Annotated in this window: 28 protein-coding genes and 1 other RNA gene; 1 reads left to right on the forward strand and 28 read right to left on the reverse strand. The window is 68.7% G+C overall.

Annotation, left to right across the window (positions count from 1 at the left end; all coding sequences use genetic code 11):
• Positions 1-4 precede the first annotated feature (4 nt).
• The 21 genes from ODR01_RS19175 to ODR01_RS19275 form a co-directional block, all read right to left on the reverse strand.
• The gene (locus ODR01_RS19175; protein ID WP_316979311.1) at positions 5-766 is read right to left on the reverse strand and encodes a cell division protein FtsQ/DivIB; all 762 of its coding nucleotides are present in this window, start codon (positions 764-766) and stop codon (positions 5-7) included.
• 77 nt (positions 767-843) lie between these two features.
• Entirely contained in the window at positions 844-1,746 is a 903-nt protein-coding gene (locus tag ODR01_RS19180; protein WP_316979312.1) for a D-alanine--D-alanine ligase, read from the reverse strand.
• On the reverse strand, positions 1,743-2,681 hold the full coding sequence (gene murB, locus ODR01_RS19185; protein WP_316979313.1) for a UDP-N-acetylmuramate dehydrogenase: 939 nt from the start codon (positions 2,679-2,681) through the stop codon (positions 1,743-1,745). Before murB ends, ODR01_RS19180 begins: the two co-directional genes overlap by 4 nt.
• Positions 2,678-4,114, reverse strand: a complete 1,437-nt coding sequence (gene murC / locus ODR01_RS19190) for a UDP-N-acetylmuramate--L-alanine ligase (protein ID WP_316979314.1) — start codon at positions 4,112-4,114, stop codon at positions 2,678-2,680. The genes murB and murC overlap by 4 nt, the downstream gene beginning before the upstream one ends.
• Positions 4,111-5,247 carry an undecaprenyldiphospho-muramoylpentapeptide beta-N-acetylglucosaminyltransferase gene (gene murG / locus ODR01_RS19195; RefSeq protein WP_316979315.1) on the reverse strand — a complete coding sequence of 379 codons (1,137 nt, stop codon included), beginning with the start codon at positions 5,245-5,247 and terminating at the stop codon, positions 4,111-4,113. The genes murC and murG overlap by 4 nt, the downstream gene beginning before the upstream one ends.
• Positions 5,244-6,365, reverse strand: a complete 1,122-nt coding sequence (gene ftsW, locus ODR01_RS19200; protein WP_316979316.1) for a putative lipid II flippase FtsW — start codon at positions 6,363-6,365, stop codon at positions 5,244-5,246. The genes murG and ftsW overlap by 4 nt, the downstream gene beginning before the upstream one ends.
• Positions 6,362-7,756: a UDP-N-acetylmuramoyl-L-alanine--D-glutamate ligase gene (gene murD / locus ODR01_RS19205; protein WP_316979317.1), complete on the reverse strand. Its 1,395-nt coding sequence runs from the start codon at positions 7,754-7,756 to the stop codon at positions 6,362-6,364. The genes ftsW and murD overlap by 4 nt, the downstream gene beginning before the upstream one ends.
• Positions 7,757-7,763: 7 nt before the next feature.
• On the reverse strand, positions 7,764-8,852 hold the full coding sequence (gene mraY / locus ODR01_RS19210) for a phospho-N-acetylmuramoyl-pentapeptide-transferase (RefSeq protein ID WP_316979318.1): 1,089 nt from the start codon (positions 8,850-8,852) through the stop codon (positions 7,764-7,766).
• 8 nt (positions 8,853-8,860) lie between these two features.
• A complete protein-coding gene (locus ODR01_RS19215; RefSeq protein ID WP_316979319.1) occupies positions 8,861-10,315 on the reverse strand; it encodes a UDP-N-acetylmuramoylalanyl-D-glutamyl-2,6-diaminopimelate--D-alanyl-D-alanine ligase in 1,455 nt (484 codons plus the stop codon).
• Positions 10,312-11,781 (reverse strand): UDP-N-acetylmuramoyl-L-alanyl-D-glutamate--2,6-diaminopimelate ligase, encoded by a 1,470-nt coding sequence (locus ODR01_RS19220; protein ID WP_316979320.1) that lies wholly within the window; start codon positions 11,779-11,781, stop codon positions 10,312-10,314. Before ODR01_RS19220 ends, ODR01_RS19215 begins: the two co-directional genes overlap by 4 nt.
• Complete coding sequence (locus ODR01_RS19225) at positions 11,768-13,567, reverse strand: peptidoglycan D,D-transpeptidase FtsI family protein (protein WP_316979321.1); 1,800 nt, start codon at positions 13,565-13,567, stop codon at positions 11,768-11,770. Before ODR01_RS19225 ends, ODR01_RS19220 begins: the two co-directional genes overlap by 14 nt.
• Positions 13,564-13,917: a cell division protein FtsL gene (gene ftsL, locus ODR01_RS19230; RefSeq protein ID WP_316979322.1), complete on the reverse strand. Its 354-nt coding sequence runs from the start codon at positions 13,915-13,917 to the stop codon at positions 13,564-13,566. The genes ODR01_RS19225 and ftsL overlap by 4 nt, the downstream gene beginning before the upstream one ends.
• Positions 13,914-14,879, reverse strand: coding sequence for a 16S rRNA (cytosine(1402)-N(4))-methyltransferase RsmH (gene rsmH / locus ODR01_RS19235; RefSeq protein ID WP_316979375.1), 966 nt, complete (start codon positions 14,877-14,879; stop codon positions 13,914-13,916). Before rsmH ends, ftsL begins: the two co-directional genes overlap by 4 nt.
• On the reverse strand, positions 14,879-15,367 hold the full coding sequence (locus ODR01_RS19240) for a division/cell wall cluster transcriptional repressor MraZ (protein ID WP_316979323.1): 489 nt from the start codon (positions 15,365-15,367) through the stop codon (positions 14,879-14,881). The genes rsmH and ODR01_RS19240 overlap by 1 nt, the downstream gene beginning before the upstream one ends.
• Positions 15,368-15,685: 318 nt before the next feature.
• A complete protein-coding gene (locus ODR01_RS19245) occupies positions 15,686-16,117 on the reverse strand; it encodes a GNAT family N-acetyltransferase (RefSeq protein ID WP_316979324.1) in 432 nt (143 codons plus the stop codon).
• Positions 16,118-16,345: 228 nt separating this feature from the next.
• Positions 16,346-17,200 (reverse strand): SAM-dependent methyltransferase, encoded by an 855-nt coding sequence (locus tag ODR01_RS19250; protein ID WP_316979325.1) that lies wholly within the window; start codon positions 17,198-17,200, stop codon positions 16,346-16,348.
• Between the two features lie 43 nt (positions 17,201-17,243).
• Positions 17,244-17,651: RNase P RNA component class A (gene rnpB, locus ODR01_RS19255), an RNA gene on the reverse strand.
• A 31-nt stretch (positions 17,652-17,682) separates the two neighbouring features.
• Positions 17,683-18,066, reverse strand: coding sequence for a hypothetical protein (locus ODR01_RS19260; RefSeq protein ID WP_316979326.1), 384 nt, complete (start codon positions 18,064-18,066; stop codon positions 17,683-17,685).
• A gap of 4 nt (positions 18,067-18,070) precedes the next feature.
• Entirely contained in the window at positions 18,071-18,748 is a 678-nt protein-coding gene (locus tag ODR01_RS19265) for an N-acetylmuramoyl-L-alanine amidase (RefSeq protein WP_316979327.1), read from the reverse strand.
• Positions 18,749-18,847: 99 nt separating this feature from the next.
• Complete coding sequence (locus ODR01_RS19270; RefSeq protein WP_316979328.1) at positions 18,848-19,312, reverse strand: cache domain-containing protein; 465 nt, start codon at positions 19,310-19,312, stop codon at positions 18,848-18,850.
• Positions 19,313-19,508: 196 nt separating this feature from the next.
• Positions 19,509-19,721: a hypothetical protein gene (locus ODR01_RS19275; RefSeq protein WP_316979329.1), complete on the reverse strand. Its 213-nt coding sequence runs from the start codon at positions 19,719-19,721 to the stop codon at positions 19,509-19,511.
• Positions 19,722-20,030: 309 nt separating this feature from the next.
• On the opposite strand from ODR01_RS19275, the gene ODR01_RS19280 reads away from it, so the two are divergent.
• Positions 20,031-20,501 carry a hypothetical protein gene (locus ODR01_RS19280; RefSeq protein ID WP_316979330.1) on the forward strand — a complete coding sequence of 157 codons (471 nt, stop codon included), beginning with the start codon at positions 20,031-20,033 and terminating at the stop codon, positions 20,499-20,501.
• Between the two features lie 174 nt (positions 20,502-20,675).
• Here the strand turns inward: ODR01_RS19280 and ODR01_RS19285 are convergent, their stop codons facing one another.
• The 7 genes from ODR01_RS19285 to ODR01_RS19315 all read right to left on the reverse strand — a co-directional run bounded on the left by ODR01_RS19285 (position 20,676) and on the right by ODR01_RS19315 (position 25,948).
• On the reverse strand, positions 20,676-21,059 hold the full coding sequence (locus ODR01_RS19285) for a type II toxin-antitoxin system HicB family antitoxin (protein ID WP_316979331.1): 384 nt from the start codon (positions 21,057-21,059) through the stop codon (positions 20,676-20,678).
• A 4-nt stretch (positions 21,060-21,063) separates the two neighbouring features.
• On the reverse strand, positions 21,064-21,258 hold the full coding sequence (locus ODR01_RS19290; RefSeq protein WP_316979332.1) for a type II toxin-antitoxin system HicA family toxin: 195 nt from the start codon (positions 21,256-21,258) through the stop codon (positions 21,064-21,066).
• A 51-nt stretch (positions 21,259-21,309) separates the two neighbouring features.
• On the reverse strand, positions 21,310-22,083 hold the full coding sequence (locus ODR01_RS19295) for a TerB family tellurite resistance protein (RefSeq protein ID WP_316979333.1): 774 nt from the start codon (positions 22,081-22,083) through the stop codon (positions 21,310-21,312).
• A 107-nt stretch (positions 22,084-22,190) separates the two neighbouring features.
• Positions 22,191-22,952, reverse strand: a complete 762-nt coding sequence (locus ODR01_RS19300; protein ID WP_316979376.1) for a DUF3750 domain-containing protein — start codon at positions 22,950-22,952, stop codon at positions 22,191-22,193.
• Positions 22,953-23,041: 89 nt separating this feature from the next.
• Complete coding sequence (locus ODR01_RS19305) at positions 23,042-24,346, reverse strand: TRAP transporter large permease (protein WP_316979334.1); 1,305 nt, start codon at positions 24,344-24,346, stop codon at positions 23,042-23,044.
• A gap of 3 nt (positions 24,347-24,349) precedes the next feature.
• Positions 24,350-24,931, reverse strand: coding sequence for a TRAP transporter small permease (locus tag ODR01_RS19310; RefSeq protein ID WP_316979335.1), 582 nt, complete (start codon positions 24,929-24,931; stop codon positions 24,350-24,352).
• 48 nt (positions 24,932-24,979) lie between these two features.
• Positions 24,980-25,948, reverse strand: a complete 969-nt coding sequence (locus tag ODR01_RS19315) for a TRAP transporter substrate-binding protein (protein ID WP_316979336.1) — start codon at positions 25,946-25,948, stop codon at positions 24,980-24,982.
• Positions 25,949-26,063: the final 115 nt, after the last annotated feature.

The following is a 26,063-nucleotide window of genomic DNA, read 5'->3' on the forward strand; positions in this document are numbered from 1 at the left end:
CGTCTCACGTTTCGGTGCCGGGCTCGAGCCCCTCGGACTGGCGCGCCTTCTGCACGATCAGGCGGTCGGGAAGCCTGAGATCGAGCACGCCGACGTCCTTGGCCAGCACGTGATGGGTTCGTTCGTAATCGGCCAGCCGGTTCCAGGCCGATCCCGTGTTCTCCTCGGGCAGGCGCACGTCGATGCCGTTGTCGAGGCGAACGTTCCAGCGCCGGCCGCCGACCCGCACCGCCGCCTTCACCCGCGCCATCAGGTCGGGCTGGTTCCACAGCGTCTCCAGCAGGCGGGCGGTGTGCACCGGGGCGTCCTCGCCGACCACCAGCAGCAGGTGGGCGAAGCGCTCCAGCTTGCCGTCGGGGATCACCTGGCCGTCGCGGTCGATGAGCGCGAACCGGCCCTGGTGCTGCCACACCGCCAGCGGCCGCCGCTCGACGACGCGCAGAAACACGGTGTCGGGCAGCCGGCGCTGCACGGACGCCGATTTGACCCACGGCAGGGCCTCGACCCGTTGCTTGGCGGCATCGGGATCGAAGGCCAGGATGGGGGCGCCGCGGGCCAGGCGCACCGCCTTCAGCAACTCGTCGCGCGGCGTTTCCTGGCGGCCGAGGACCAACACGTTTTCGACCCGGAAGCCCATCTCGGCGGTCGTCGCGATGACCGCCCAGCGGGCCTTGGCGGCGACGTTCGCAGCCCAGCCCGACTGCCACATCCACCAGCCGCCGGCCGTCGCGCCGGCGATCGCCGCGACGGCGGCCAGCGCGACCACATGGCCGCTTTTCCAAAGAGGCTTCACCCGTGGGCGGGGCTGGCCCCTTTTCTTCGACGTCGAGGATGTCCACGGTCTCATCGATCGCACTCCGCACTCTCAACCATCCAGGTGCACAGTTCGGCAAACGAGATGCCGGTATGCGCCGCCTGTTCGGGCACCAGGGACGTCGGCGTCATCCCGGGTTGCGTGTTCACTTCCAGCAGGAAAAGGGTGTCGCCGTCGTAGCGGAAGTCGGCCCGGGCCACGCCCCGGCAGCCGAGCACCGCGCAGGCGCGGGCGGACAGCCGCAACGCCTCGTCGTAGACCTCGGCATCGAGCGGCGCCGGCAGCAGGTGCCGCGAGCCGCCGGCGGCATACTTGGCGTCGTAGTCGTAGAAGCCGTGTTCGGTGGTGATCTCGGTCACCGCCAGCGCCCTGTCGCCCATGACCGCGACCGTCAGTTCGCGGCCGGGGATGAAGCGCTCGACCATCGCTTCCGCGCCGAACGGCCAGCGCTCGATCACCGTGTTGATGTCGCCCTGCTCGCGGATGATGAAGACGCCGACGCTCGAGCCCTCGTTCGGCGGCTTGACGACATAGGGGCGCTCCAGCGGGTCGCCTTCCTTGAGCTCCTCCAGGGTGACGACGGCATCCTCGGCGACCGGAATGTCGGCCGCCCAGAACAACCGCTTGGCCGCCGGCTTGTCCATGGCGAGCGCCGAAGCGAGCAGGCCGGAATGGGTGTAGGGAATGTCGAGGATATTGAGCAGCCCCTGGATGCATCCGTCCTCGCCGAAGCGGCCGTGCAACGCGTTGAAGACGACGTCGGGCCGCGGGAACAGGCGGGTCAGCAGCGCCCCCACGTCGCGCTGCACGTCGATGGCGGTCACCCGATAGCCGGCTTCGCGAAGGGCGGTGGCGCAGGCCGCGCCGCTGACCAGCGACACCTCGCGCTCGGCCGACCATCCCCCCATCAGAACGGCGACGTGCTTGGTCATGCCGAATCCCTCCGTTTGCCGGGATCGGCGGTGCCGATGCGGCGGATTTCCCATTCCAGATCGACGCCGGCGGTCTCGCGGACGCGACGGCGGACCTCTTCGCCCAGGTCCTCGAGGTCGGCGGCGGTCGCCTCGCCGGTATTGATCAGGAAGTTGCAGTGCTTTTCCGACACCATGGCGCCGCCCCGGCGCAGGCCGCGGCAGCCGGCCTGTTCGATCAGCTGCCACGCCTTGGCGCCGGGCGGATTCTTGAACGTGCTGCCGCCGGTGGCGATGCGCAGCGGCTGGGTGGTTTCCCGTTCCTTCTGGATGTGCGCCATGCGCCGGGCGATGTCGTCGCGTCGGCCGGGCACCCCCCGCAGGGTCGCCGCCACCACGATCCAGTCCTCGGGGATCGAGGTGCGGCGGTAGGAAAAGCCGATGTCGGCGGCGGCGAGCTCGTGCGCCTTGCCGGCGCCATCAATGGCGCGGGCCCTGACGACCACATCCTTCATCTCGACGCCGTAGGCGCCGGCGTTCATGCGCACCGAGCCGCCGACGGTGCCGGGAATGCCGCTCAGGAATTCCAATCCCTCGGTCTCGGCCTCAAGGGCGGCCCTGGCCACCTGGATGGCCATGGCGCCCGAGCCGGCCTCGATCTCGGTCCCCTTGGCCTTGATGTCGGCGAAACCGCGGCCGAGGCGCACCACCACCCCCGCCACCCCGCCGTCGCGCACCAGCAGGTTGGAGCCAACGCCGATGACCGTGACCGGCAGGTCGAGGGGCCGCCTGGCCAGGAAGCTGGCGAGGTCGTCGGCATCGGCCGGCTTGAACAGCACCTCGGCCGGACCGCCCACCTTGAACCAGGTGACGCGGGCGAGATCGAAGTCGGGCAGGTATTCGCCGCGGACCTTGGGCAGGTGCTCGATCAGCCGAGAATGTCCATGAACGGTCATCGGGCGGGTCCTCCCGCATCGCCGTAGCGCAGCCGGGTCAGGGCGGCCGGCAGGGCGTTGGCCCAGGTGGTGACGCTGCCGGCGCCCAGGCAGACGACCAGATCGCCGGGACGCGCCAGGTCGTTGATCACGCCGGCCAGATCGGCGGGGTCGGCCAGCGGCATCACCAGCCGGTGGCCGTGGGCGCGCAACCCTTCGACCAGGGCGGTCTTGTCGATTCCCTCGATGGGCGCCTCGCCGGCCGGATAGACGTCGGCGACGACCACCGCGTCGGCGTCGTTGAAGCAGGTGCAGAAACCCTCGAACAGGTTTTGCAGGCGCGAATAGCGGTGCGGCTGGACGACGGCGATGACTTTATTCGCCTTGGCCTCGCTGCGCGCCGCGCGCAGCACGGCGGCGATCTCCACCGGGTGGTGACCGTAGTCGTCGATCACCGTGATGCCGTCGACCTCGCCGGTGCGGGTGAAGCGACGCTTGACCCCCCGGAAGGTGGAAAGCGCTTGGCGCAGCACCGCCTCGTCAAGGCGCATCTCGTTGGCCACCGCCACCACGGCCAGCGAGTTCTGGACGTTGTGGTCGCCCACCATCGGCAGGACCATCCCGGTAAGCGTCCGGCTGTCGCCGGCCTTGCGGTCGGTCAGCACGACGTCGTAATGGGTGGCGCCGGGCACGGTTTCCAGATTGATGGCGCGCACGTCGGCCTGCGGGCTGAAACCGTAGGTGACGATCTTGCGGTCGGTGACGTGCGGGATTAGCGCCTGCACCTCGGCGTTGTCGATGCACAGCGCGGCGAAGCCGTAGAAGGGGATGTTCTCGACGAACACCCGGAAGGCGGCGCGCAGCGCATCGAACGTCCCATAGTGGTCGAGGTGCTCGGGGTCGATGTTGGTGACGACGGCAATCGTCGCCGGCAGCTTGACGAAGGTGCCGTCGGATTCGTCGGCCTCGGCGACCAGCCAGTCGCCGCTGCCCAGGCGGGCGTTCGACCCGATGGCGTTGATGATGCCGCCGTTGATCACCGTCGGGTCCATACCGGCGGCATCGAGAAGGGCGGCGATCATCGAGGTGGTGGTGGTCTTGCCGTGGGTGCCGCCGATGGCGATCGACCATTTGAGGCGCATCAGCTCGGCCAGCATCTCGGCCCGCCTGACCACCGGGATCAGCCGCTCGCGGGCCGCCGCGACTTCGGGGTTGTCGCGCTTGACGGCCGAGGACACCACCAGCACCTGGGCCTCGCCCAGGTGCTCGGCCGCATGGCCGACGGTAACGGGAATGCCCAGCGCCCTGAGGCGCAGCACGTTGGCGTTTTCCGCCACATCGCTGCCCTGGATGACATAGCCGAGGTTGTGCAGGATCTCGGCGATCCCGCTCATGCCGATACCGCCGATGCCGACGAAATGCATGGGGCCGAGGTCGAGGGGAAGCGCCATCAATTGGGCCTCCCGGGCTGGGCGTCGCCGCCGCGATCCATCAGGTCCATCACCATGTCGGCCAGCCGGACCGCGGCATCGGGCCGCCCGACGGCGCGCGCCGCGGCGGCCGCCCGATCCAGCGTCGCCGGCACGGCCAGCAGGGATTCCAGGCGGGCCGCCAGGGCCGGCGCCGTGAAACCGTCCTGCGGCATCAGCCAGCCGCCGCCGGCCTCGGCAACGGCGTGGGCGTTGAACGACTGGTGGTCGTCGATGGCATGCGGATAGGGCACCAGGATGGCCGGCCGGCCGACCGCCAGCATTTCCGCCACCGTCGAGGCGCCGGAACGGGCGATCAGCAGATGGGCCGCCGCCAGGCGTTCCGGGATGTCGTCGAAGAAACTCTTGAGCTCGGCTTCGATGCCGCCCGCCCGGTAGGCGGACGTCGCCGCCTCCAGGTCCTCCGGCCGGCATTGCTGAACGATGGCCAGCCGGCAGCGCAACGCATCCGGCAGCAGGCCGATGGCCGCCGGCACGACCTGGGAAAAGACCCGTGCGCCCTGGCTGCCGCCGACCACCATCAGGCGGATCGTTCCGTCGAGGGCCGGGGGAGCGTACGGCCGCTCGCGCATGGCAAGCACGGCGGCGCGCACCGGCATACCGGTGTGGACCACCCGGTCGGCGCCGCGCTCGGGGATGGCCTGGCAATCGGCGAACGACGTGGCGATGCGCGAAACGCGGCCTGCCAGCAGCCGGTTGGCCCGCCCGAGAACGGCGTTCTGTTCGTGGACGGCGGTGCGCCGGCCGCCCAGGGCCGCCGCCGCCATGGTCGGCACCGAGGCGTAGCCGCCAAAGCCGATCACCGCCGCCGGCTGGAGGCGTGCGAGCAGGCGACGGGCCTGCCAGGTACCGATGACCAGTTCGACGCCGCCGCGCAGGCGGGCGGCCACGCCCTTGCCGGCCAGGCCGCCGGCCCGGATGCGGTAGGTTTCGGTACCGGCCAGGAAGGTGCCCCGCGCGGAGCCTCGCTGATCGGTGATCAGGGCGACGCGGCAGCCGCGGCCCAGCAGTTCGCGGCCCAGCGCCTCGGCCGGGAAGACGTGGCCGGCGGTACCGCCGGCCGCCAGGACGACAAGGGGGGTGGCGGGCGCGCTCATTCGCCGAAATCCTGGTGCGGACGGGCGCGGGTCAAGGCCAGCACCATGCCCATGGTCAGCGCCAGTGCGATCATCGACGAGCCGCCGTAGGAAATGAACGGCAGCGTCATGCCCTTGGGCGGCATCAGGCGGACGGCCGAGGCCATGTTGATGATGGCCTGCAGCCCGAACAGCACCAGCAGGCCCGACACCGCCAGCACGACGAACAGGTTTTCCTCCTTGAGGATGCGCGCGAAGCCGCGCAGCACGACGAACGTGAACAGCGCGACGATCAGCAGGCAGACGATGAGGCCGAATTCCTCGCCGGCCACCGCGAAGATGAAGTCGGTGTGGGCGTCGGGCAGCACCGCCTTGATCTGGCCCTCGCCGGGGCCGCGGCCGAACAGGCCGCCGTTGCGGAAGGCCTCCAGCCCGCGCGCCACCTGATAGCTGTCGCCGATGGCGGGGTCGAGGAAGCGGTCGACCCGGCTCTGCACGTGCGAGAAGGTGAAGTAGGCGCCGACCCCGGCCCCCAGGAAGATGGCGCCGATGGCCCCCACCCAGGTCAGCGGCAGGCCGGCGATGAACAGCTGCACCCCCCAGATGGCGGCCACCAGGATGGTCATGCCGACGTCGGGCTGCAACAGCAGCAGTCCGGCCACCACCGCCAGCAGGATGGTGGCGACGCCGTAACCGGGGAAGCCGTCGTCCATGCGCCGCTCGGCCAGCATCCAGGCGGCCATGACGGCGAAGCTGGGCTTGACGAACTCGGACGGCTGGATCGTCAAGGAACCGATCTGCAGCCAGCGGACGGCGCCCTTGGTCTCGACGCCGAAGAACAGCACCCCCACCATCATCACCAGCGACGCCACCAGGATGAGGGCAGCCAGCCGGCGCACGCCCTTAACCGACAGCAGCGAGGTCGAAATCATGATGGCCAGCGCCAGCGGCAGGAAGACGAACTGGCGGCGGGCGAAGTGGAAGGTTTCCAACCCGATACGCTCGGCGACCGGCGGCGAGGCGGCCAGCGTCAGCACGGCGCCCACGCCGACGATGGCGAACAGCGCGGCCAGGGTCCAGCGGTCCACCGTCCACCACCACCGTCCGACCAGGCTGGTATCGGTGCGTCCGATGCTCATGACGCCGCCCTCCGGCCGTTGGCCAGGTCGGCGACCAGATCGCGGAAGACGTCGCCGCGGTGCTCGAAGCTGGTGAACTGGTCGAAGGACGCGCAGGCCGGCGACAGCAGGACGACGGCGCCCGGGATCGCTTCGGCGACGGCCAGCTTATGGGCTTCCCGCACCGCCGCCTCGAGCGTGCCGCAGCGGCTGACCGGAACCTGGCCGGCCAGCGTCTCGGCGAAGGCCGCCTCGGCGGCGCCGATCAGGAGGGCGCGGCGGATGCGCGGATAGTAGGGCTCGATGCCGGCGAGGCCCCCTTCCTTGGGCAGGCCGCCGGCGATCCAGTAGATGGCGTCGTAGCAGGCCAGCGCGCGTGCCGCGGCGTCGGCGTTGGTCGCCTTGCTGTCGTTGATGAAGGCGATGCCGCCGACGCTGGCGATGCGCTCCTGGCGGTGGGCGAGGCCGGGATAGGTGACGAGCGCCCTGGCGATCGCCTCACGCTCGATGCCGACGGCGCGCGCCGCGGCATAGGCGGCGGCGGCGTTCTGCCAGTTGTGCTCGCCGGGAAGCGTCGGCGCCTCGGCGAGGTCGACGACCGCGCGCATGGCGCCTTCCATGTCGTCGACCAGCCGGCCGCCGGCGGCGAACACGCCCTTCGACACCCGCCGCAGGCACGAGATCGGCACCACGCGGCGCCCGCCTTCGGTCTTGAACTCCTCGAAAATGGCCCGCGAGCGGTCGTCGTCGACACCGACGATCGCCATCATGTGCGGCTTCTGGTGGCGGAAGATGCGGCGCTTGGCGGCAACGTAGCCGTCCATGCCGCCATGCCGGCCGAGGTGGTCGGGCGACAGGTTGATGAAGACGGCGACGTCGAAGGCGGCCTCGTCGATAAGGTCGAGCTGGTAGGACGACAGCTCGAGCACGTAGATGCCACCCGCTTCCAGCGGCTTGAGCCCGAGGGCCGGGGCGCCCAGGTTGCCGCCGACCTCGACGGTGCGGCCGGCCTCCTTGAGGATGTGGCCGATCAGCGCGGTGGTGGTCGACTTGCCGTTGGTGCCGGTAATGCCGACGTAGGTGGCCCTGGGCTGGGCCTTGGCCAGCAACTCGATGTCGCCGACGATGGGGCAGCCGGCATGACGCGCCATCGCCACCACCGGATGCGGCGCCGGATGGGTCAACGGCACCCCGGGGCTGAGCAGCAGGGCGGCGGCGGAGCGCCAGTCGCAGGTGCCCGGCTCTTGCAGCGTCACGCCCTTCGCAGTGGCGGCGGCGCGGCTTTTCACGTTGTCGTCCCAGGCCCACACGGTGGCGCCGCCGGCGGCAAGCGACAGCGCCGAAGCGATGCCGGAGCGGCCGAGGCCGAACACGGCGACCGGACGGTCGGCGAAGTGGGAAACGGTGATCATGCCCCCCTCACCTCAGCTTCAGGGTCGAAAGGCCGACCAGCGCCAGGATCGTCGCGATGATCCAGAAGCGGATGACGATGGTCGATTCGGCCCAGCCCTTCTTTTCGAAGTGGTGGTGCAGCGGCGCCATGCGGAAAACCCGGCGACCGGTCAGCTTGAACGAGACCACCTGGACCACCACCGACACGGTTTCCAGCACGAACAGGCCGCCGACGATGGCCAGCACCAGCTCGTGCTTGGTGATGACGCTGACCGAGCCCAGGGCGCCGCCCAGGGACAGCGAGCCGGTGTCGCCCATGAAAACGGCGGCCGGCGGCGCGTTGAACCACAGGAACCCCAACCCGCCGCCCGCCAGGGCGCCGCAGAATACGGCCAACTCGCCGCTGCCGGGCACGTAGTGGAGCTGCAGGTAATTGGCGAACAGGGCGTTGCCGACCAGGTACGAGATCAGCGCGAACACGGCGATGGCGATCATCACCGGCACGACGGCCAGGCCGTCGAGCCCGTCGGTCAGGTTGACGGCGTTGGACGCCCCGACCATGACGAACACGGCAAACGCGATGAAGCCCCAGCCGAAGTCGACCAGCACCTGCTTGAAGAACGGCACCGCCAGATAGCTGGCCAGCGAGGCCGGCAGCATCGACGTGATCCAAAAGGCGGCGACGACCGCGATGCCGGTGAGCAGCGCAAGCTTGGCGCGGCCGGGCAGGCCGCCGCTTTGGCGCCGGGTGACCTTCAGCCAGTCGTCGGCGAAGCCGACGGCGCCGAAGCCGATGGTGACGAACAGCGCCGCCCAGACGAAGCCGTTGCTGAGATCCGCCCACAGCAGGGTGGAGACCGTCAGCGCCAGCAGGATCATGAAGCCGCCCATGGTGGGCGTGCCCTTCTTGGTGATCAGATGGCTTTCCGGGCCGTCGAGGCGGATCGGCTGGCCGCCGTTCTGGACCTTGCGCAGGTGGCGGATGATCCGGGGGCCGAGGACGAAGGCGACGATCAGCGCCGTGATGATGGCGGCGCCGGTGCGGAACGTGAGGTAGCGCACGACGTTGAAGACGAGGAACTCGTCGGCCAGCGGGACAAGCAGATGGAACAGCATGGCGCCCCCTAACGCCCGTTGACGGTCCGGCGTGGCGCGTCGCCGCCGTTGGCGCCGAGCTTCAGCAAGGCCTGCACGATGGGGCCGGTGCGGCTGCCCGCCGAGCCCTTGACCATCACCACGTCGCCCGGTCCGACGGCGCCCCTGACCAGCGGCAACAGCGCCTCGGCGTCGGCGGCATGGCCGCCCCGCATGGCGGCCGGCAACACCCCCGACAGACAGGCCATGTGGGTTCCCGCCGTGAACACCAAGTCGATGCCATTGCGGCGCAGCGGCGCCGCCAAACCGGCATGCAGGTCGCCGGACTCGGCACCCAGTTCCAGCATGTCGCCCAGCACGGCGATCCGCCGCCCGCCCGGGCCCGGCTGGGCGACGCCCAACACCTCGAAGGCGGCGCACATGGAAACCGGGCTGGCGTTATAGCTTTCGTCGATCAGCTCGAAGGCGCCGCCCGCCATCGTCACCCGATGTCGCTGGCCACGGCCCTTCGGCAGTTCGATGACGGCAAGCGAGGCCGCCGCGTTCTTGACGTCGCCGCCGGCCGCCCACACCGTGGCCAGGACGCCCAGGCTGTTGATCACCCAGTGGCGGCCCGGCGCGCCGACGCGCAGGCGCAGCGTCTCGCCGCCCACCATCACCTTGAGGCGCGAGCCGTCGGCCTCGATGGTCGCCTCGGTCAACCTGACGTCGGCGCCGGCGTCGACACCGAAGGAAACGATCCGCGACACGCCGGCTGCCTCGGCGGAGCCCGCCAGGCGCGCGAAAAATCGGTTGTCGCGGTTGAGCACCGCCACGCCGTCGGCCTCGATGCCGTCGAAGATCTCGGCCTTGGCGTCGGCGATCGCCTCGACGCTGTCGAAGAATTCCGTGTGAACGGGTTCCACCGTGGTGACGATGGCGACGTGCGGCCGGGCCAGGCGCGACAGCGGCGAGATTTCGCCGGCATGGTTCATGCCCATCTCGAAAATGCCGATTTCGGCGTCCAGCGGCAGCCTGGACAGGCTGAGCGGCAGGCCCCAGTGGTTGTTGAGGTTGCCGGTCGTGGCGAACACCGCGTACTGCCGGCCGAGCACCGTGCGCAACGCCTCCTTGGTCCCGGTTTTCCCGACGCTGCCGGTCACCGCGATGATGCGGGCGCGCGTCCGGGTGCGGGCCGCCGCCCCCAGCTGCCGCAACGCGTCCAGGGTATCGCCGACCACCAGAAGCGGCGCCTTCTCGGAAACTTCGGGTGGGCGATGGCTGACCATCGCCGCCGCCGCACCGCCGCCGAGGGCATCGGCGACGAAGGCGTGGCCGTCGAAGTTGGGGCCCTTGATGGCGACGAACAGGTCGCCCGCCTGGATCGCCCGGCTGTCGATGGAAACGCCGGTGGCCGTCCATTCGCCACTGGCGCGGCCCCCGGTCGCCGCCATCGTCTCCGCCGCGGTCCACAGAACAGATCCGGCATGGGGCGCAACGTTCATCGTCCGACCTCCGCCACCGCTTCGCTGACCACCGTCACGTCGTCGAAAGGAATGACCTTGTCGCCGACGATCTGGCCGGTCTCGTGGCCCTTGCCGGCCACCAGCAGAACATCGTCGGGACCGAGGGCGGCGACGGCGGCGGCAATGGCCTGCCGGCGGTCGCCGATTTCGCGGGCGCGCGGACTGGCCGCCATGACCTGCCGGCGGATGGCGGCGGCATCCTCGCCGCGCGGGTTGTCGTCGGTGACGAAGGCCAGGTCGGCCAGGGTGTCGGCGATGCGGCCCATTTGGGGGCGCTTGCCGGCGTCGCGGTCGCCGCCGCAGCCGAAGACGACGAGCAGCCGTCCCTTGACGTGCGGCCGCAGGGTCTTGAGCACGGACTCCAGGGCGTCGGGGGTATGGGCGAAGTCGACGATAATGGGTGCGCCGTTGGGATGGCGGGCCGCCAGCTGCAAGCGGCCACGCACGCCCTCCAGCCCGCCCAGCGCCGCCACCGCCTTGGCGGCGTCGCTGCCGGTGGCGATGGCGAGGCCCAGGGCGCACAGGGCGTTCATCGCCTGGAAGGCGCCGACCAGCGGCAGGACGACGTCGTGGGATCGTCCCTCGACGGCAATCTTCAGCCGCTGGCTCTCGGCCAACGGTTCGCTGCGCTCCAAGCGGATGGCCTCGCCCGCCGTCCCGTAGGTGAGGACGGCGAGGCCGCGCTTGCGGGCCGCCTCGACAAACATCGGCGCCCCGGCGTCGTCGGCGTTGATCACGGCGGCGCCGTCGCCGGCGGTGACGTCGGTGAACAGGCGCAACTTGGCCGCCCCATAGGCGTCCATGGTTCCGTGATAGTCGAGGTGGTCGCGGGTCAGGTTGGTGAAGCCGGCCGCCTTCACCTTGACGCCGTCGAGCCGGTATTGGGCGAGGCCGTGACTGGAGGCCTCGAAGGCCAGATGGCTCACCCCGGCTTCGGCCAGGGCGGCAAGGTCGCGATGGAGGTCGACGGCGTCGGGCGTAGTCAGGCTGCCCTTGGTCTCGACGCCCGGCGCCACGGTGCCCAGCGTTCCCATGCTGGCGGCCTGGTGGCCCAGGCGGGCCCAGATCTGGCGCACGAAGGTGACCGTCGAGGTCTTGCCGTTGGTGCCGGTGACGGCCGCGACGGTGGCGGGCTGCCTATCGTAAAAACGCGCCGCCATCAGGGCCAGGGCGCGGCGCGGGTTCTCGGCATTGATCAGGCGGGCCGGAAGGGTTGGCGGGTAAAGCTGGGTACCGGGTGGAGCGAGCACGGCAACGGCCCCGCGGCCGAGGGCCTCGGCGATGAATTCGCGGCCGTCGGCGTGGGCGCCGGGAAAGGCGGCGAACAGATAGCCGGGCTTGACCTGGCGCGAGTCGCTGGTCAGTCCCGTGATGTCCGTGGTTCCGAATTCGGCCGCCCCGGCCAAGCCTTGAAGTTCTTCGCTCAGCAGGTCAGCGAGCCGCACGCCGGGCCTCCCTGACATCGTCGAGGGCCGCCCGCACCGCGACCACCAGGTCGCGGTTGACCGGCACGGCCTTCGGCGCGTTCTTGGGGGCGATGCCGGGCGCCGCGTCGTCGCCCGGCACACTCGGGGAAATGCCCATGAGCGGAGCGATCCGCTTGACGATCTTGCCGACCGCCGGCGCCGCGACCCAGCCGCCGGTAGCGTAGTTGTACGTCTTCTTGGTGCCGTGCGGTTCGTCGAGAAGGGCCAGCACCACATAGCGCGGCCGCTCGATGGGGAAGGCGCCGATGAAGGACGAGATCCGGGCGTCGCTGCGATAGCGGCCGTTGACTTCCTTCTCGGCGGTGCCGGTCTTGCCGCCGATGCGATAGCCCTCGACCTTGGCCTGCTTGCCGCTGCCTTCCTCGACCACCAGTTCCATCAGTTGGCGCACCTTGGCCGAGGTCTCCGGCGACAGGACGCGCTCGCCGACCAGGGGCGCGGCCCCTTCGTGGCGCAGGATGGTGGGGGTGTAGCGGATGCCGCCGTTGACCAGCGTCGCCGTCGCCGCCACCACTTGCAGGGGGCTGACCGCGAGGCCATGGCCGAAGGCGATCGTCATGGTGTTGATTTCGCGCCACTGCGCGGGAACCAGCGGCTTGCCGACCTCGGGCAGTTCGACGGCGGGCGCCGTCAGCAGGCCCAACCGGCCCAGATAGTCGCGCTGGCCCTTGGTGCCCACATCGAGCGCCATCTTGGCCGCGCCGATGTTGGACGAATGGATCAGGATTTCGGGGACCGACAGCCAGCGGTTCTCGCCGTGGTAGTCGCTGATGGTGAAGCGGGCGACGCGGATCGGCTTGCTGGCGTCATAACCGCTCTGCAGGGTGACGGTGCCGGAGTCCAGCGCCATGGCGGCGGTGAACAGTTTGAAGGTCGACCCCATCTCGTAGACGCCCTTGGTGGCGCGGTTGAAGCCGGCCTCGCCCTGCAGGGTGGCGGGCTGATTGGGATCGAAGTCGGGCAGCGACACCATGGCCAGCGTTTCGCCGGTGGCGACGTCGAGCACGATGGCGGTGCCGCCCAGCGCCCTGTATTCGGCGACGGCGGCGGAAAGTTCCTCGTGCGCGATGGCCTGGACCCGAAGGTCGATGGAAAGCTTGAGCGGCTCGTCGTCGACCCGCAGGCGCTCGTCGAACAGCTTCTCGACGCCGGCGATGCCGCGGCTGTCGACGTCGGTGAGGCCAAGCACGTGGGCGACGAGCGGCCCGTGCGGATAGACCCGCCGTTCGCCCTGATGGAATTGCAGGCCGGGAATCCCCAACCGGTTGACCTCGAACTTCTGGCTGGGGGTGAGGTTGCGATGGATCCACACGAAACGGTTGCGGCTGGACAGTTTGGCCAGCAGGTCGGCGCCGTCGAGTTCGGGCAGCACGGTCAGCAGGCGTTCGGTCGCCTCGGCAGGGTCGAGCACCTCGGTGGCGTCGGCATAGAGCGAGGCGGTGGGCAGGCTGGTCGCCAGGATCAGCCCGTTGCGGTCCAGCACCTCGGCACGGTCCATGGTGCCACTGCGCTCGCTCTCGGCCTGCGCAACCTTGGGTTCGCCCGGCTGGTCGATGGCGGTGAGGTCGACCAGTCGCCCGGCGATGGCCAGGAAGGCGAAGGCGAACACGGCGCCGGTCACCAGCACGCGGTTGCGCCCGGTCTCGAGCGCCTGCTTGCGCGCGCCATCGAGGCGGACACGGCGGAATTCCCAAGGCTTGCGAGTGGCTTGGCCGTTCTGGCCGAGCGAGGTTTCGGCGCTCATCGCTTCTCTCCGCGGCTAAGGCCGGCATCGGCGGGACGCGCCGCAACCGGCTGGACGTCGGGCGTCACCGCCGGCTGGCGTTCGGCCAAGCCGTCGAAACTGTTCATCTGGCGGGCCGAGATCGGCCCCATGCCCAGGTGCTTCTCGGCCAGCTGGCGCAGCCGGCCGGGATCGTTCAGGTGGGCCCACTCGGCACGCAGCACGTGGATGGCCCGCTCCTCGCTGACGATGCCGCGCTCGATGCCGGTCAGTTCGGCCTCGAGCTGCTGCACCTGATACTTGACCGAAAACAGCACCAGGCTGAGACCGGCGGCGACCAGCAGGGCGAACAGCGTGGTCTGGCGGATCATGACAGACCTCCGGCAAGGGCGGCGGCAGCGGTTCGCTCGGCGGCGCGCAGGCGGGCCGACCGGGCGCGCGGGTTGGCGGCGGTTTCGGCCTCGCCGGGCACCTGGGAGCGCCGGCCGAGCAACCGGAAGGTGGCGGCCGGCGCCGCCCCGTCGGCGGCCTCGGGCAGATGGCGCGAGACGTGCGGGCGGTCTTCGCTGCGCGACCTCAGGAAGGTCTTGACCCGGCGGTCCTCCAAGGAATGAAACGCGACCACGGCCAGACGCCCGCCCGCCTTGAGCACGGCCTCGGCGGCGGCAAGGCCGCGGTCGAGTTCCGCCATCTCCTGGTTGACGTGGATGCGCAGCGCCTGGAACGTGCGGGTCGCCGGGTCGATGCCGTCGCGCGACTTGGGCACGACGCGGCGCACGATGGCGGCCAGCTGCCCGGTGCGCTCGATCGGCTCGCGCTCCCTGGCCTCGACGATGGCGCGCGCCACACGGCGCGAGGCCCGCTCCTCGCCATAGGCATAGATGATGTCGGCGAGCGTTTTCTCGGGAAGGGAATTGACGGCATCCGCGGCACTGGCGCCCTCCTTCTCCATACGCATGTCGAGCGGCCCGTCCTCGCGGAACGAGAAGCCGCGCTCGGCGTCGTCGATCTGCTGGGACGATACGCCGAGATCCAGCGCCACGCCGTCGACTTCACCTAGACCGGCCGTCGCCAGGATACGGTCCATGTCGCCGTAACGGCCGCCGACGACGGTCAGGCGGCCGGGAAAATGCTTGGCCATTTCGGCGCCGCGCGCCACCGCGTCGGGATCGCGGTCTATACCCCACACCGAACAGTCGGCCGCCTCCAGCACGGCGCGGGCATAGCCGCCGCCGCCGAAGGTGCCGTCGACGTAGATGCCGCCGTCCCGGGGCGCCAGGACGGCAAGCACTTCTTTCAGCATGACCGGAACGTGGGTGGTCGGGCCCGCCATCATTCCTCCCCGCCGGCCGGCCCTGACGGCCGCAGCTTGAGGGTGGCGCCGCGGCTGCGGGCCTTCTCGAAGGTCTGCCGGGCGTGCTTGGCGTAGGTCTCGGGGGTCCAGATCTGCAGGCGGGTGCCGCGGCCGACGAACAGGGCCTCGGCGGTGATGCCGGCGTGCTCCAGGAGTTCGGGGGGGAGGACCACGCGGCCTTCCGGATCGAAGGCGAGGGGGTGGGCGTTTTCCATGATCACCGAGGCGAGCTCGTCCTGCTCGTCGGAGAAGAGGTCGAGGTCGTCGAGGCTTTGGCTGATGCGGTTCATGAAGTCTTCGCCGCAGGCCTCGATGGCGGGGTACTTGAACAGCGGATAGGCGTAGAGGCCGGCGAACGACTGATCCTTGAAGGCGTCGCGGAACGGCTTAGGGACGGAAACCCGACCCTTTCTGTCGATCTTGTTGACGTGCCTGCCGACCAACAGCGCCATTCTGACCTCTGCCATCCCCCTTGCGACCGGCCGCCGAAAGGCCCGGAAATCCTCGGCTTACGGTCGCTCCCCCACGATCCACATGGCGGGCATTCATGGGATACCATGGGATATCATGGGCGTCAATGGGATACTATTGAAATACTTGGGTTAACAAAGTGTTACTGGCCGCGGAAACCAAGGGCCCGCAAAACGGGCCACAGTGATCGCCAAAGGTTCGAGGGTGTTGCGCCCTTCTATTCAGCAACAACAATGCGGCGATATTATGTTCCCACTATGTTCTCTTGTGGCAGGCAAGGATCTTGGCGAGGACGGCAGCGGCCCGCGGACCCCTCAGCCGCGCGTCTTCAGCATGTAGCGGGCCGGCTCGGGAAGCGGCCCGAAGCCCAGCGGCCGGTAAACCCCGTGGGCGTCGCGGGTGGCCAGGACCCAGCGGTCGACGTCGGCGATCGGCGGATAGCCGACGATGGTCTCGGCCAACCAGCGGCCGAGGCCGCGACCGCGCAGTTCGGGCGCCACGAAGACATCGCTGAGCCAGGCGAAGCGGGCGTAATCGGTGACCACGCGGCCGAAACCGGCCTGCTTGCCGTCGGGCCCGTAGAGCCCGAACACCAGCGCGCGATCGAGCGAGCGCAGGAAACGATCCTCGGTCAGCTTTTCCCCCCAGTACGTGGTCCGGATGAATTGCCAGGTCGAGGCGCGGTCGATGCGGGCCTGATCGGTACTGATGACGAAGCCGTCGCGGCGCCATTCATCGAAGCTCATGGACTCCCCCTCCCCCGCCGGCCTGGAGCGACCGGATGACCAGAGCGCAATGCGATCAAACGGATTCCTCTTTTCGTCACCCCCGCGTTCGCGGGAATGACGATGAAGGAAAGCGCGATTCCCTGCAGTCGCATACCGCTCTGCGGACCATGAATCGGCAAATGTTAAGCAAAGATTAAGATGCCGCGAACGGCCGGAAAATGCGTCGTCATTACGCGTTCTCTGTGTTCAAACGCGAATCCGATCCGCCCTTTCGGCAATCACGGCGAATTCAGGGGCCTCCGCGTCATAGGCGTCACCGGCAACGTTGCCGAGGATTTCGGTCAATCGCAGGCCATGTTCGGCGAACAGGTCGCCGAGCCCCCGGGGATCGTAGCACTGGATCCAGTTGTAGCTCTCGCGGGTGCGGTTGCGCTCGACGATCGTATACTTGTGCAGGAAGAGCCGCTCGACCCCGTACTTGAACACGTTGCGGATGGCGAAATAGGGATCGGCCGACCAGAACCCGCCATTGGGCGCCGTCTCGACCGTCGTCGCCTCGGCGACACCGGCAAGGCCGGCCAGGGATTGAACGTCGAGCAGTACGCTCCCGCCCTCCGCCAGCATGGCCCGCATCCTGTCGAGAAGAACGCCGCGCTGGTCCGGGCTGAGCACGCAGAAGTCGCAAAAGATCAGGGTGATCAGGTCGAACGGCGCGTCCGGCGTCGCCTCCAGGTAGTTGCCCAGCACGTAGTCGATGGTCAAGCCGTCCCGGACGGCGGCTTCGCGGGCATAGGCAATGGAGTTCTGCGACAGATCGACACCGGTCACCGCTGCCCCGGCCCGGGCGAAGCGCGAGGTGTACAGCCCGGGGCCGCAGCCGAGATCGCACACCGCCCGGCCCGGCCCCAGGCAGAAGCGCGACGCAATCCAGGCCGCGGAACGTTCGATGAAACCGGCGGGCCGCGAGGCGAGCTCGGCGTCGGGATCGAGATGCAGTTCGAGCATCCGACGCGACACGTGCGGGTCGTTCCAAAGCTCGGGGGTGGTGTAGTGGGCGAAGGGTTGCGGACGGGCGGTGACCCGCATCAGCGTCTCGAACATTTAGGCCTCTCAAGATAACCGCTGACGTCCGCAGCCTGTGGTAAGTGCCAGACGGCCTGTAAGCCGGGTTCTGTCCCTCCGCCGCCGAGGCTTCGAAGGGGATGGCCATTCATCTGGGACGCCCGTTGCCGGACGCCTCGCGCAACCAACCCGGACGACGACGCGGAAACGCGCCTGCCGGACAAGCCGGCCCGTCGTCCCTATTCGGTTTTGCTCCCGGTGGGGTTTACCGTGCCGCCCCCGTCGCCGGGGGCGCGGTGCGCTCTTACCGCACCCTTTCACCCTTACCCTGCGAAGCTCGTAAGAGCGAAGCAGGGCGGTTTGCTTTCTGTGGCACTTTCCCTGGGGTCGCCCCCGCCGGGCGTTACCCGGCACCGTATTTCCGTGGAGCCCGGACTTTCCTCCCCCCGCCACGCTGTCGCGCACGGAAGGCGGCCATCCGGCCGTCTGGCTTCTTTAGGGTAATGCATGCCCGCGAAAGGTCAAGCGGCGGTGACGGCGGGCGCCGCCGATTCCTCCGCCGCCCCCCACTGGCCGCGCCGGGCCGCGGCCTGGCCCAACAGGCGGCGGAACACCTCGATCGGCACCCACACCATGCGTTCGGTGTCGATGGCCGCCGAAGCCGGCTCGCCGGCCATGCCCAACAGCCGGACGTATTCGAGCCCGGTCATCTGCTGGCGCTCGCGGTCGCGCAGACCCAGCGCGAAGACGATGAAACCCAGGAGCGGGCGCCGGGTCAACCCGTCGAAACGCTCCAGCGCCGTCGTCAGTTCGGCGAACAGACGGGCGTCGGGCGCGCCCCGCACCGCCTGATTGCGCCGCACCGCCGGATCGTCCGGACTGATCGAGCAGGAACATCCCGCCATGGCGTCATCCCTTGTCGTCGGGGTCTCCGGCCAGCATTCGCAGCCGGCCGAGGGTTTCGCCATCCAGGATACCGTCGATAAGGGCCGGGCGGAAGTGGCGCTGGAAGGCCATCACCGTCTTTTGCAGGTCCACCGTCTCATAGCCGACGGCGGCAAGCAGGCCGGCCGCATCGCCCTCCCCCCGCCCGGCCGCCGTACCCACCGGCCAACGGCCGAGGCCGGCCGCCGCCAGGCGCGGCCAGTCGAACAACTCTCCCGGATCGGACTTGCGCCGGGGCGCCACGTCGGAATGGCCGACCACGTTGGCGGGCGGGATGGGATGGCGGGCGACGATGTCGCGGCAAAGCGCGATCAAGGCCGCCATCTGCGCCTCGGGAAACGGGCGGTAGCCGAACTCGTGGCCGGGATTGACCAGTTCGATGCCGACGGAACGGCCGTTGACGTCGGTCTCGCCCCGCCAGAAGGCTTCGCCGGCGTGCCAGGCGCGCATCGCCTCGTCGATCAGCGCGTGCACCGCGCCGTCCTCGTCGATCACGTAGTGGGCGCCGACCTGGGCGGCCGGATCGCACAACCGGGCCAGCGCCGCCTCGGCCGTCGGCATACCGGTGTAGTGGATGACCAGCATGTCGATGGGCGTGTCGGCCGGGCGGGGCCCGAAGTTGGGGGAGCGGTAGAGGCTCATGGCCGGCATTGTGGCGCCGGGAACGATAAAACGGAAGGGCGACGACCGTCACCCGACGCCCGCCGCCTTTCCCCGCGCCCCGCGCCGGTCCCGCGCGGCCTACTTGTAGAAGCCGCACCCGAGAAGCATGGTGTCGTCGACCTTCTTCACGAAGCTCGACTTCGGCTCGACCGCCTGGGTCACCGGATTGGCCCACTTGTAGTCGACCCAGCCCTCGCCCCTGGTTTTGGCGACCTCGACGAACTCGTCGGCGAACACCTTGCCGTCGGCGTCCTTCATCTGCTGGGTGACGAGGTTCTGGCCGATCAGGTTCTTGCTGGCCCCGTGCGAGAGAACCTTCCCCTCGAAGTCGAAGACGAAGATGTAGAGGTCGCGATCCACGAAGCCGCCGTCCTTGCTCTCGAACGCCGCGAAGGCGGCCTTGGGCCCGTCCGTCTTGATCTTGGCCACCGCCTTCTCGACCAGCGCCCTGGCCTCCGCCCCGCTTCCCCGCTCGGCGGCGTTGCCGGCCAGCGGCGAAAGCAAAAGGAATGCCGCGATGAATGTCCCAACCGCCTTGGTCATGATGCCCCCCTTGGCCTGAAATGCGATTGCGTATTGATCGCACTTTAGACCGAAACGGGAATGGGGAAAAGACGTGGATGCCGGGAACAAGTCCGGGCATGGCGATCAGCAATTCCGTCATGGCCGGGCTTGACCCGGCCACCCACGACTTAGTTTCCTGTCTTCGCTGGCGTGGGGGACGCCTCGAAGACAGTCTTCAAGGCCGCTTGCGGTAACTGATGGAATCCCCGCCGCGGTCGAGAAAGCTTCCCAGGTTGACCGGACGGGCGCCGTTCCTGTCCATCCAGATGTCGTCGACGCTGTCGAGTTTTTCGCCCTTCAGGTTATAGACGTTGCCGCCCTTCGCCTGCCGACCCGCCTTGGGGGCCGCCGTGGGGGATCGGGCGGTCTTCGGATCGGCGTCGGCCATGGTCGGGCTCCGTCCCATAAGGTCCAGTCGGCGGAAGCATACCCGGTGGAAAAAACGGGGCGGCAGGCTCGGAATCTACTCAGGCCGCTCCGTTTGAGTAGAATCCGAGCCTGCCGCCGGCCATCGGCGGCCCCCATAATCAAATCCATCGGCCATGCACCGGCGCTCCGGCGCCTCCCACATCGGTACCGGACGGAACGCGACGTCATGGCGGATCATCGACGGACGATGGCGCTTGGGGCGGCGGTCGTTTCAGGCCGGCCGCGCGGGGCGATTCCATTTCCCGGACCACAACAAAGGATACCGACCATGAAAAAGATCACGACGTTCGCAACGATCCTCGGCGCCGCGACCCTTGCGGTGACCGGCGCCGCGCTGGCGGCCGAAGCGGTACCCGGCTCCGACGGCGGGGCCAGCACGCTGCTTTGGACGGCTCCGGCGGTGCCGAGCCAGCCCATCCAATGGATGCCTTCGGGGTCCACCGATCCGCGCGCGCATTCGCTCGCCATGGCGAAACCTTCGTCATCGCCCTATACGGTATCGCCGCCTTCGGCGATCGGCATGGACGTCGTCACCGCCCAGGGCGATACCATCGGCGAGGTCGACGGCATGGCCGGCAGCTGGGTCGTCGTCTCGATCGACAGCCAGCTTGGCATCGGCACCCATGACGTCGTGCTGTCGTGGCCGCAGCTTCGGCCCATCGGCACGGGTGACGCCGTGAAACTGCAAACGACGCTGTCCAAGGACGAATTCCGGACCCTTCCGGAATTCAAGCGGTAGGGTTCCGACCCTCCTGCGGACGGCATGATCGCCGCGTCGGCTTCGCGCGGGAAGGTCTACCGCTTTGGCCCTTGCGTGAAGAAAGAAAGACGTGGATGGTCGCGCTTGCCATGGGCATCCACGACTTCCTTTTCCGCCCGGCGCGGAAGCGGGATTCACAGGAATAGGCTCGCCCTACTTCGCCAGCGCCTTCTCCGCCGCCTCCACCAGAAAGCGGGAGCGGTTGCCGGCACTGGCGGCGTCGATGCGGCCCAAGAGATGGCGCGGGATCATCACGTTGACCCGTTCCGACTTCAACAGACCGGGATCGAGATCGACGAGGAAAAGGACGGCGTCCTTGCGGTGAGGGTCATCGGCCAGCCCGTCGAGGGTGGAAGGTGCCGGCACCGGTTCCCCTTCCTCCTGAAGGACGGCGATATGCCCGGCCAATGCTTCCGCCGCGTTGGCCTTCGCCTCTTCGAGGGTGCGGCCGGCCGTCACGCAGCCCGGTACGTCGGGAAATTCGACGCCGTAGTCGCTTCCCTTCTCCTTGCGCAGATAGGCGATGTAGGAAACCATCGGATTACCTCGATAACAGCTTCAGTCCGCTCTGCCGTTCGATGGCCTTGACGGTGCCTGTCGGCAGATCGCGTTTCGGGTGGGGCACCGTCACCAGAACCCGGCGCGCCGGGTGCCAAAAATGCCAATGGCTGCCGGTCGTGCGTTTATGCTGCCAACCGGCGGCCTCCAGAGTTTTGATGATCTGGCGGCTATCCATGTGTGTAATAATACACAACGAATTGGACGGCTGTCAAGGAGAAGGCCGCCCCTACCTCAACCCCCGCTCCTTGGCGACGCGGTCGTAGGCGGCGTTGATGGTGGCCATCTTCTGGGTGGCGAGGTCGATGAATTCCTGCGGCATCCCCTTGGCGATCAGGGTGTCGGGGTGGTGCTCGCGGATCAGCTTGCGGTAGGTGCGCTTGATCTCGTCGTCGGCGGTGTCGCGCTTCAGGCCCAGCACGGCGTAGGGGTCGCCGTCGGCGCCGACGGCGCCGCCCATGTGGGTGGCGCGGATGCGCTCGAAGGCGCGGCCGTCGAAGCCGAAGATGTCGGCCACCTGGCGCAGGTACTGAAGCTCGGCCTGATTGACGCCGCCGCCGGCGCGCGCAATGTGAAAGAGGCCGCCCAGCAACTCCTCCAGCATCATGCGGTCGTGGGCGAACAGTTGGGCGATCTGGGTGGCGTAGGGCTCGAAGCCGGTGGCGTCCCGCTTGGCCTCGTTGAACAGCCGCCCCACCGCCTCGGCCTCTTCGGGGGGAATGTGGAAGACCTCGCGGAAGGCGCGGATCTCGTCGGTCGTCACTTGGCCGTCGGCCTTGGCCATCTTGGCGCCCAGCACGATGACGGCCAGCGTGAAGGCGGCCTGGCGATCGGGGATGCCGAAGGCACCGAACGGGCCGCCGCCCCCCGCGAGCCGCGCCCGGCCGGCCTGGCGGTTCTTGTCGACCATCACGTGGCCGGCGAAGGCTCCCATCAGGGCGCCCAGCGGCCCGCCCAGGGCGAAACCGGCCACACCGCCCAGAACCTTACCCCAAATGCTCATGGTCTTCCCTTCGCGTCCCGCCGCGCCGGCGAACCGGCCGGCGGCCCCCAAAATAGCGGTTGGCCGCGGCGACGCAAGGCGCCGTGTCGGGAAAAGGAGAAAAGCGTTCAGCCGCCGCTGGCGTTGGCGTTGGCGTTGGCGGTGGCGGTGGCGGTGGGCCAGCCGACGCGGCCGATGGCCGGCAGCTTGAGCGCCAGGCCCATCGGATCGACCCCGAAGGTCAGGCCGAGGATGTTGATCTCCAGCCCCTCCTCCGGCCCCACCAGGAAGCCGAGGAGGCCGAACAGAGAAACCTGCACTCCCTTGCCGCCGGGCGGCTGGGCGACGATGCCGCCGTTCGGCAGGTAGTCCTTGCCGATGGCGGTGGGCGGCAGGTCCAGCTTGAAGGCCGGCACCCGCCGGGCGAGATAGGCGATGAACGTGTTGCTGTTGGGGCCGGGCCACACCCGGTACTCGTTGGGATACGGGTATTCCTTGGCGGCGCGGTCGATCTCGTCGATCATGGCGTCCACCCCTTCGCCCCGGATGTCGGCCAGGATCTCGGGAGCGGAGCCGAACCACCGGCCATCCGGCGGGCGGTTGCTGATGGAAACCGCCGACATGCCGCGCATTGCCCGCCAGCCGACCACCTCGTAAACGGTGAAGGCCGGCGCGTCGGTATGTTTCACCGCGATCCAGGTATGGACGCCCAGGGCGCCGCGCCAGCCGAAAGTGCGCGCCGCGTAGACCTGGGCCACCGCCTCGCGCGTCACCGCCGGGTCGGGGGCGATCCCGGTGGGTTCCCGGCTGGCCGTTCGCCAATCCTGCGCCATTGTCCGCTGAATTCCCGCGTAAAGAAGGGCCGCCACTGCGGCGGCAACGACAATCATCAAGGCGAGAAGCATCTTCCTGAACATCATCGCATAAATGGGATGGCCGGCCCCCCCTGCCAAGGACTCGACGGTTCCGCCCGGCCCGCCTAGCGCTCGGACATGCGCTGGGGCAGATAGGTGGCGATTTCGGGGAACACGACGATCAGCACGACCGCCAGCAGCAGCAGGAAGAAGAAGGGCAGCGCGGCCTTGGCGACGTAAAGGATGTTGCGCCCGGTCAGGCCCTGCAGCACGAACAGGTTGAAGCCGACCGGCGGCGTGATCTGGGCCATCTCGACCACCAGCACGACATAGATGCCGAACCAGATCTTGTCGATCCCCGCCTGCTCGATCATCGGCAGGATCACCGCCGTGGTCAGCACCACCACCGAAATGCCGTCGAGGAAACAGCCGAGCACGATGAAAAAGACGGTCAAGGCCGCGATCAGCATGACCGGGGAAAGCCCCAGGGAACCGATCCATTCGGCCAGCAGGCGCGGGATGCCGGTGAAGCCCATGGCCACCGTCAGGAAGGCGGCGCCGGCCAGGATGAAGGCGATCATGCACGAGGTGCGGGTGGCGCCCATCAGGCTGTCGGCAAGGGTTTTCCACGTCAGCGTCCCCGATCCCCAGGAAAGAACGAGGGACAGCAGCACGCCCACCGCCGCCGCGTCGGTCGGCGAGGCGATGCCGAGGTAGATCGAGCCGATGACGCCGGCGATCAGCAACAGGATCGGGATCAGGCGGCGCGTCTGGTGAAACCGCTCGGCGAACGTCATGTCGTCCTGGGCCGGCGGGATCCGGGCGGGATAGATCAGCGACCACGCGATCACGTAGCCCATGAAGAGGGCGACCAGCAGGAGGCCGGGCAGAACGCCGGCGATGAAAAGCCGGGCGATCGATTCCTCGGTGGCCACGCCATAGACGATGAGGATGATCGACGGCGGAATGAGAAGACCCAGCGTCCCCGACCCCGCCAGCGTGCCGATGCTCATGATCGGCGGATAGCCGTGGCGGTCGAGCTCGGGGATCGACATCTTGCCGATGGTCGCCGCGGTGGCCGCCGACGAGCCCGACACCGCGGCGAAGACGCCGCAGCCCAGCACGTTGACGTGGAGCAGCCGCCCGGGCAGCCGGTTCAGCCATGGCGCCAGGCCGGCGAACATGTCTTCCGACAGGCGCGAGCGGAACAGGATCTCGCCCATCCAGATGAACAGCGGCAGCGACGCCAGGGCCCAGGAATTGCTCGATCCCCAGGTGGTGGTGGCGAGCACCAGCCCGGTCGGCGCGTTGGTGAACGCCATCATGGCGAACAGCGCGATGCCCAGCAGCGAGAGCGCCACCCAGAGGCCGCTGCCGAGCAGCGTGAAGAGGGCGACGATAAGGGCGATGGAAAGACCGATCTGTTCCATGGCCTACTCCATCGGTACCGAGACGTCATCGCCGGCGCCGGCATCGCCGCCGGCGAAGCGGCCATGGACATAGGACGGCTCGCGCCCGGCCAGCGCCTCGAAGAATTCGTCGACGAGCGCGACGGTCAGCACGATCAGCCCGATGGCCATCGGGACCTGCGGAATCCACAGCGGAAGCGCGACCATGCCGGGCGACACGTCCCCGAACTCGATGGATTCGACGACCAGGCCGACGGTATAGACCGCAAAGTACGCCGACAGCACGGCCCCCAGGCCGGCGCACCAGATCTCGACGAAACGGCGCTGGGCCGTGCTCAGGGTCTGGATGATCATCGAGACGCGGATGTGGGCGCCGCAGCGCAGCGTGTAGGCGAGCGCCAGGAACGAGGTGCCGGCCAGGAAGAAGCCGGCGAACTCGGCGTAGGACGGCACCACCAGCCCGAACGAATGGCCCAACAGCCAACTGGCGAGGGCATCGATGACGTTGGCGCCGACCTGCAGCAGCACCACCACGCAGATGGCCGCCAGGAACACGGCCGCGACGACGCCGCTGCCGCGATAGAGATGATCGAGGATTTTGCGCATGCTTGTCCGGAAACGGGGGGCCGGCGGAAGGCCGGCCCCCGCCCGTCGCTATTTCCGATAGGCCTTGACGATGGCCTCGCCGTCGGCGCCGGCCCTCTTGAGCCATTCGGCGGTCATCTTCTCGCCGATCGTCTGGAGGCCCTTCTTGAGGGCGGCGTTGGGGTCGTTCACCGACATCTTGTTGTCGCGCAGGATCTTCAGCTTGGCGTCGGTTTCCGCCATGCTCATCGTCCAGCCGCGCTCCTCGGCCGTCTTGGCGGCATCCTGAACGGCCTTCTGGGTGTCCTTGTCGAGGCGCTGGAAGGCGCGCTTGTTGACGACGATGACGTTCTTCGGCACCCACGCCTGGGTATGGTAGTAGTGGGACAGGTAATCCCACGACTTCGATTCGGCGCCGGTGGAGGGCGAGGTGATCATGGCGTCGACGCGCCCGGTGGCGAAGGCTTGCGGAATGTCCGGCACCTCGATCTGGGTCGGCACCATGCCGGCCAGTTCGGCCAGGCGCGTGCCCGCCGGGTTGTTGGCCCGGAATTTCAGGCCTTTGAGGTCGTCCATGCTGTTGATCGCCCGCTTGGTGTAGAGCCCCTGCGGCGGCCACGGCACGGCGAACAGAATGGCGATGCCCTGCTGGTCCAGAAGCTTCTCGGTCGCCGGACGCGCCGCCGCCCACAGCTTCTTGGCGCTGGCGTAGTCGGTGGCGAGGAACGGCACGGCATCGACGCCGAAGACCGCGTTCTCGTTGTCCAGTAAGGAAATGAAGAATTCGCCGATCGGCACCTGGCCGCCGCGCACCGCGTTCTTGATTTCGGGATGCTTGAACAGCGACCCGGCGCTGTGCACCTTGATGTCCAGCTTGCCCTTGGTGGCCGCCTTCACGTCTTCGGCGAAATGCTTGATGTTGACCGTGTGGAACGTGGAATCCGGATAGGGCGTCGGCATGTCCCACGTTTCCGCCACCGCCACGCCGGTGGCGAACGTCAGGGCCGCGGTCGCGGCCGCTAGTCGCAACATCGTCATCTGGCTTCTCCCCTGTTTAAAAAAACGTTCCCCCGAAATTCGATCCTGCAATTCCCACGACAGTCACCCCCCACTCCCCTTCCGGTCAAGGTCAATTTCCGCCGAGGCGCCGGCA

This window comes from Shumkonia mesophila, from assembly GCF_026163695.1.
GTDB classification, from domain to species: domain Bacteria; phylum Pseudomonadota; class Alphaproteobacteria; order Rhodospirillales; family Shumkoniaceae; genus Shumkonia; species Shumkonia mesophila.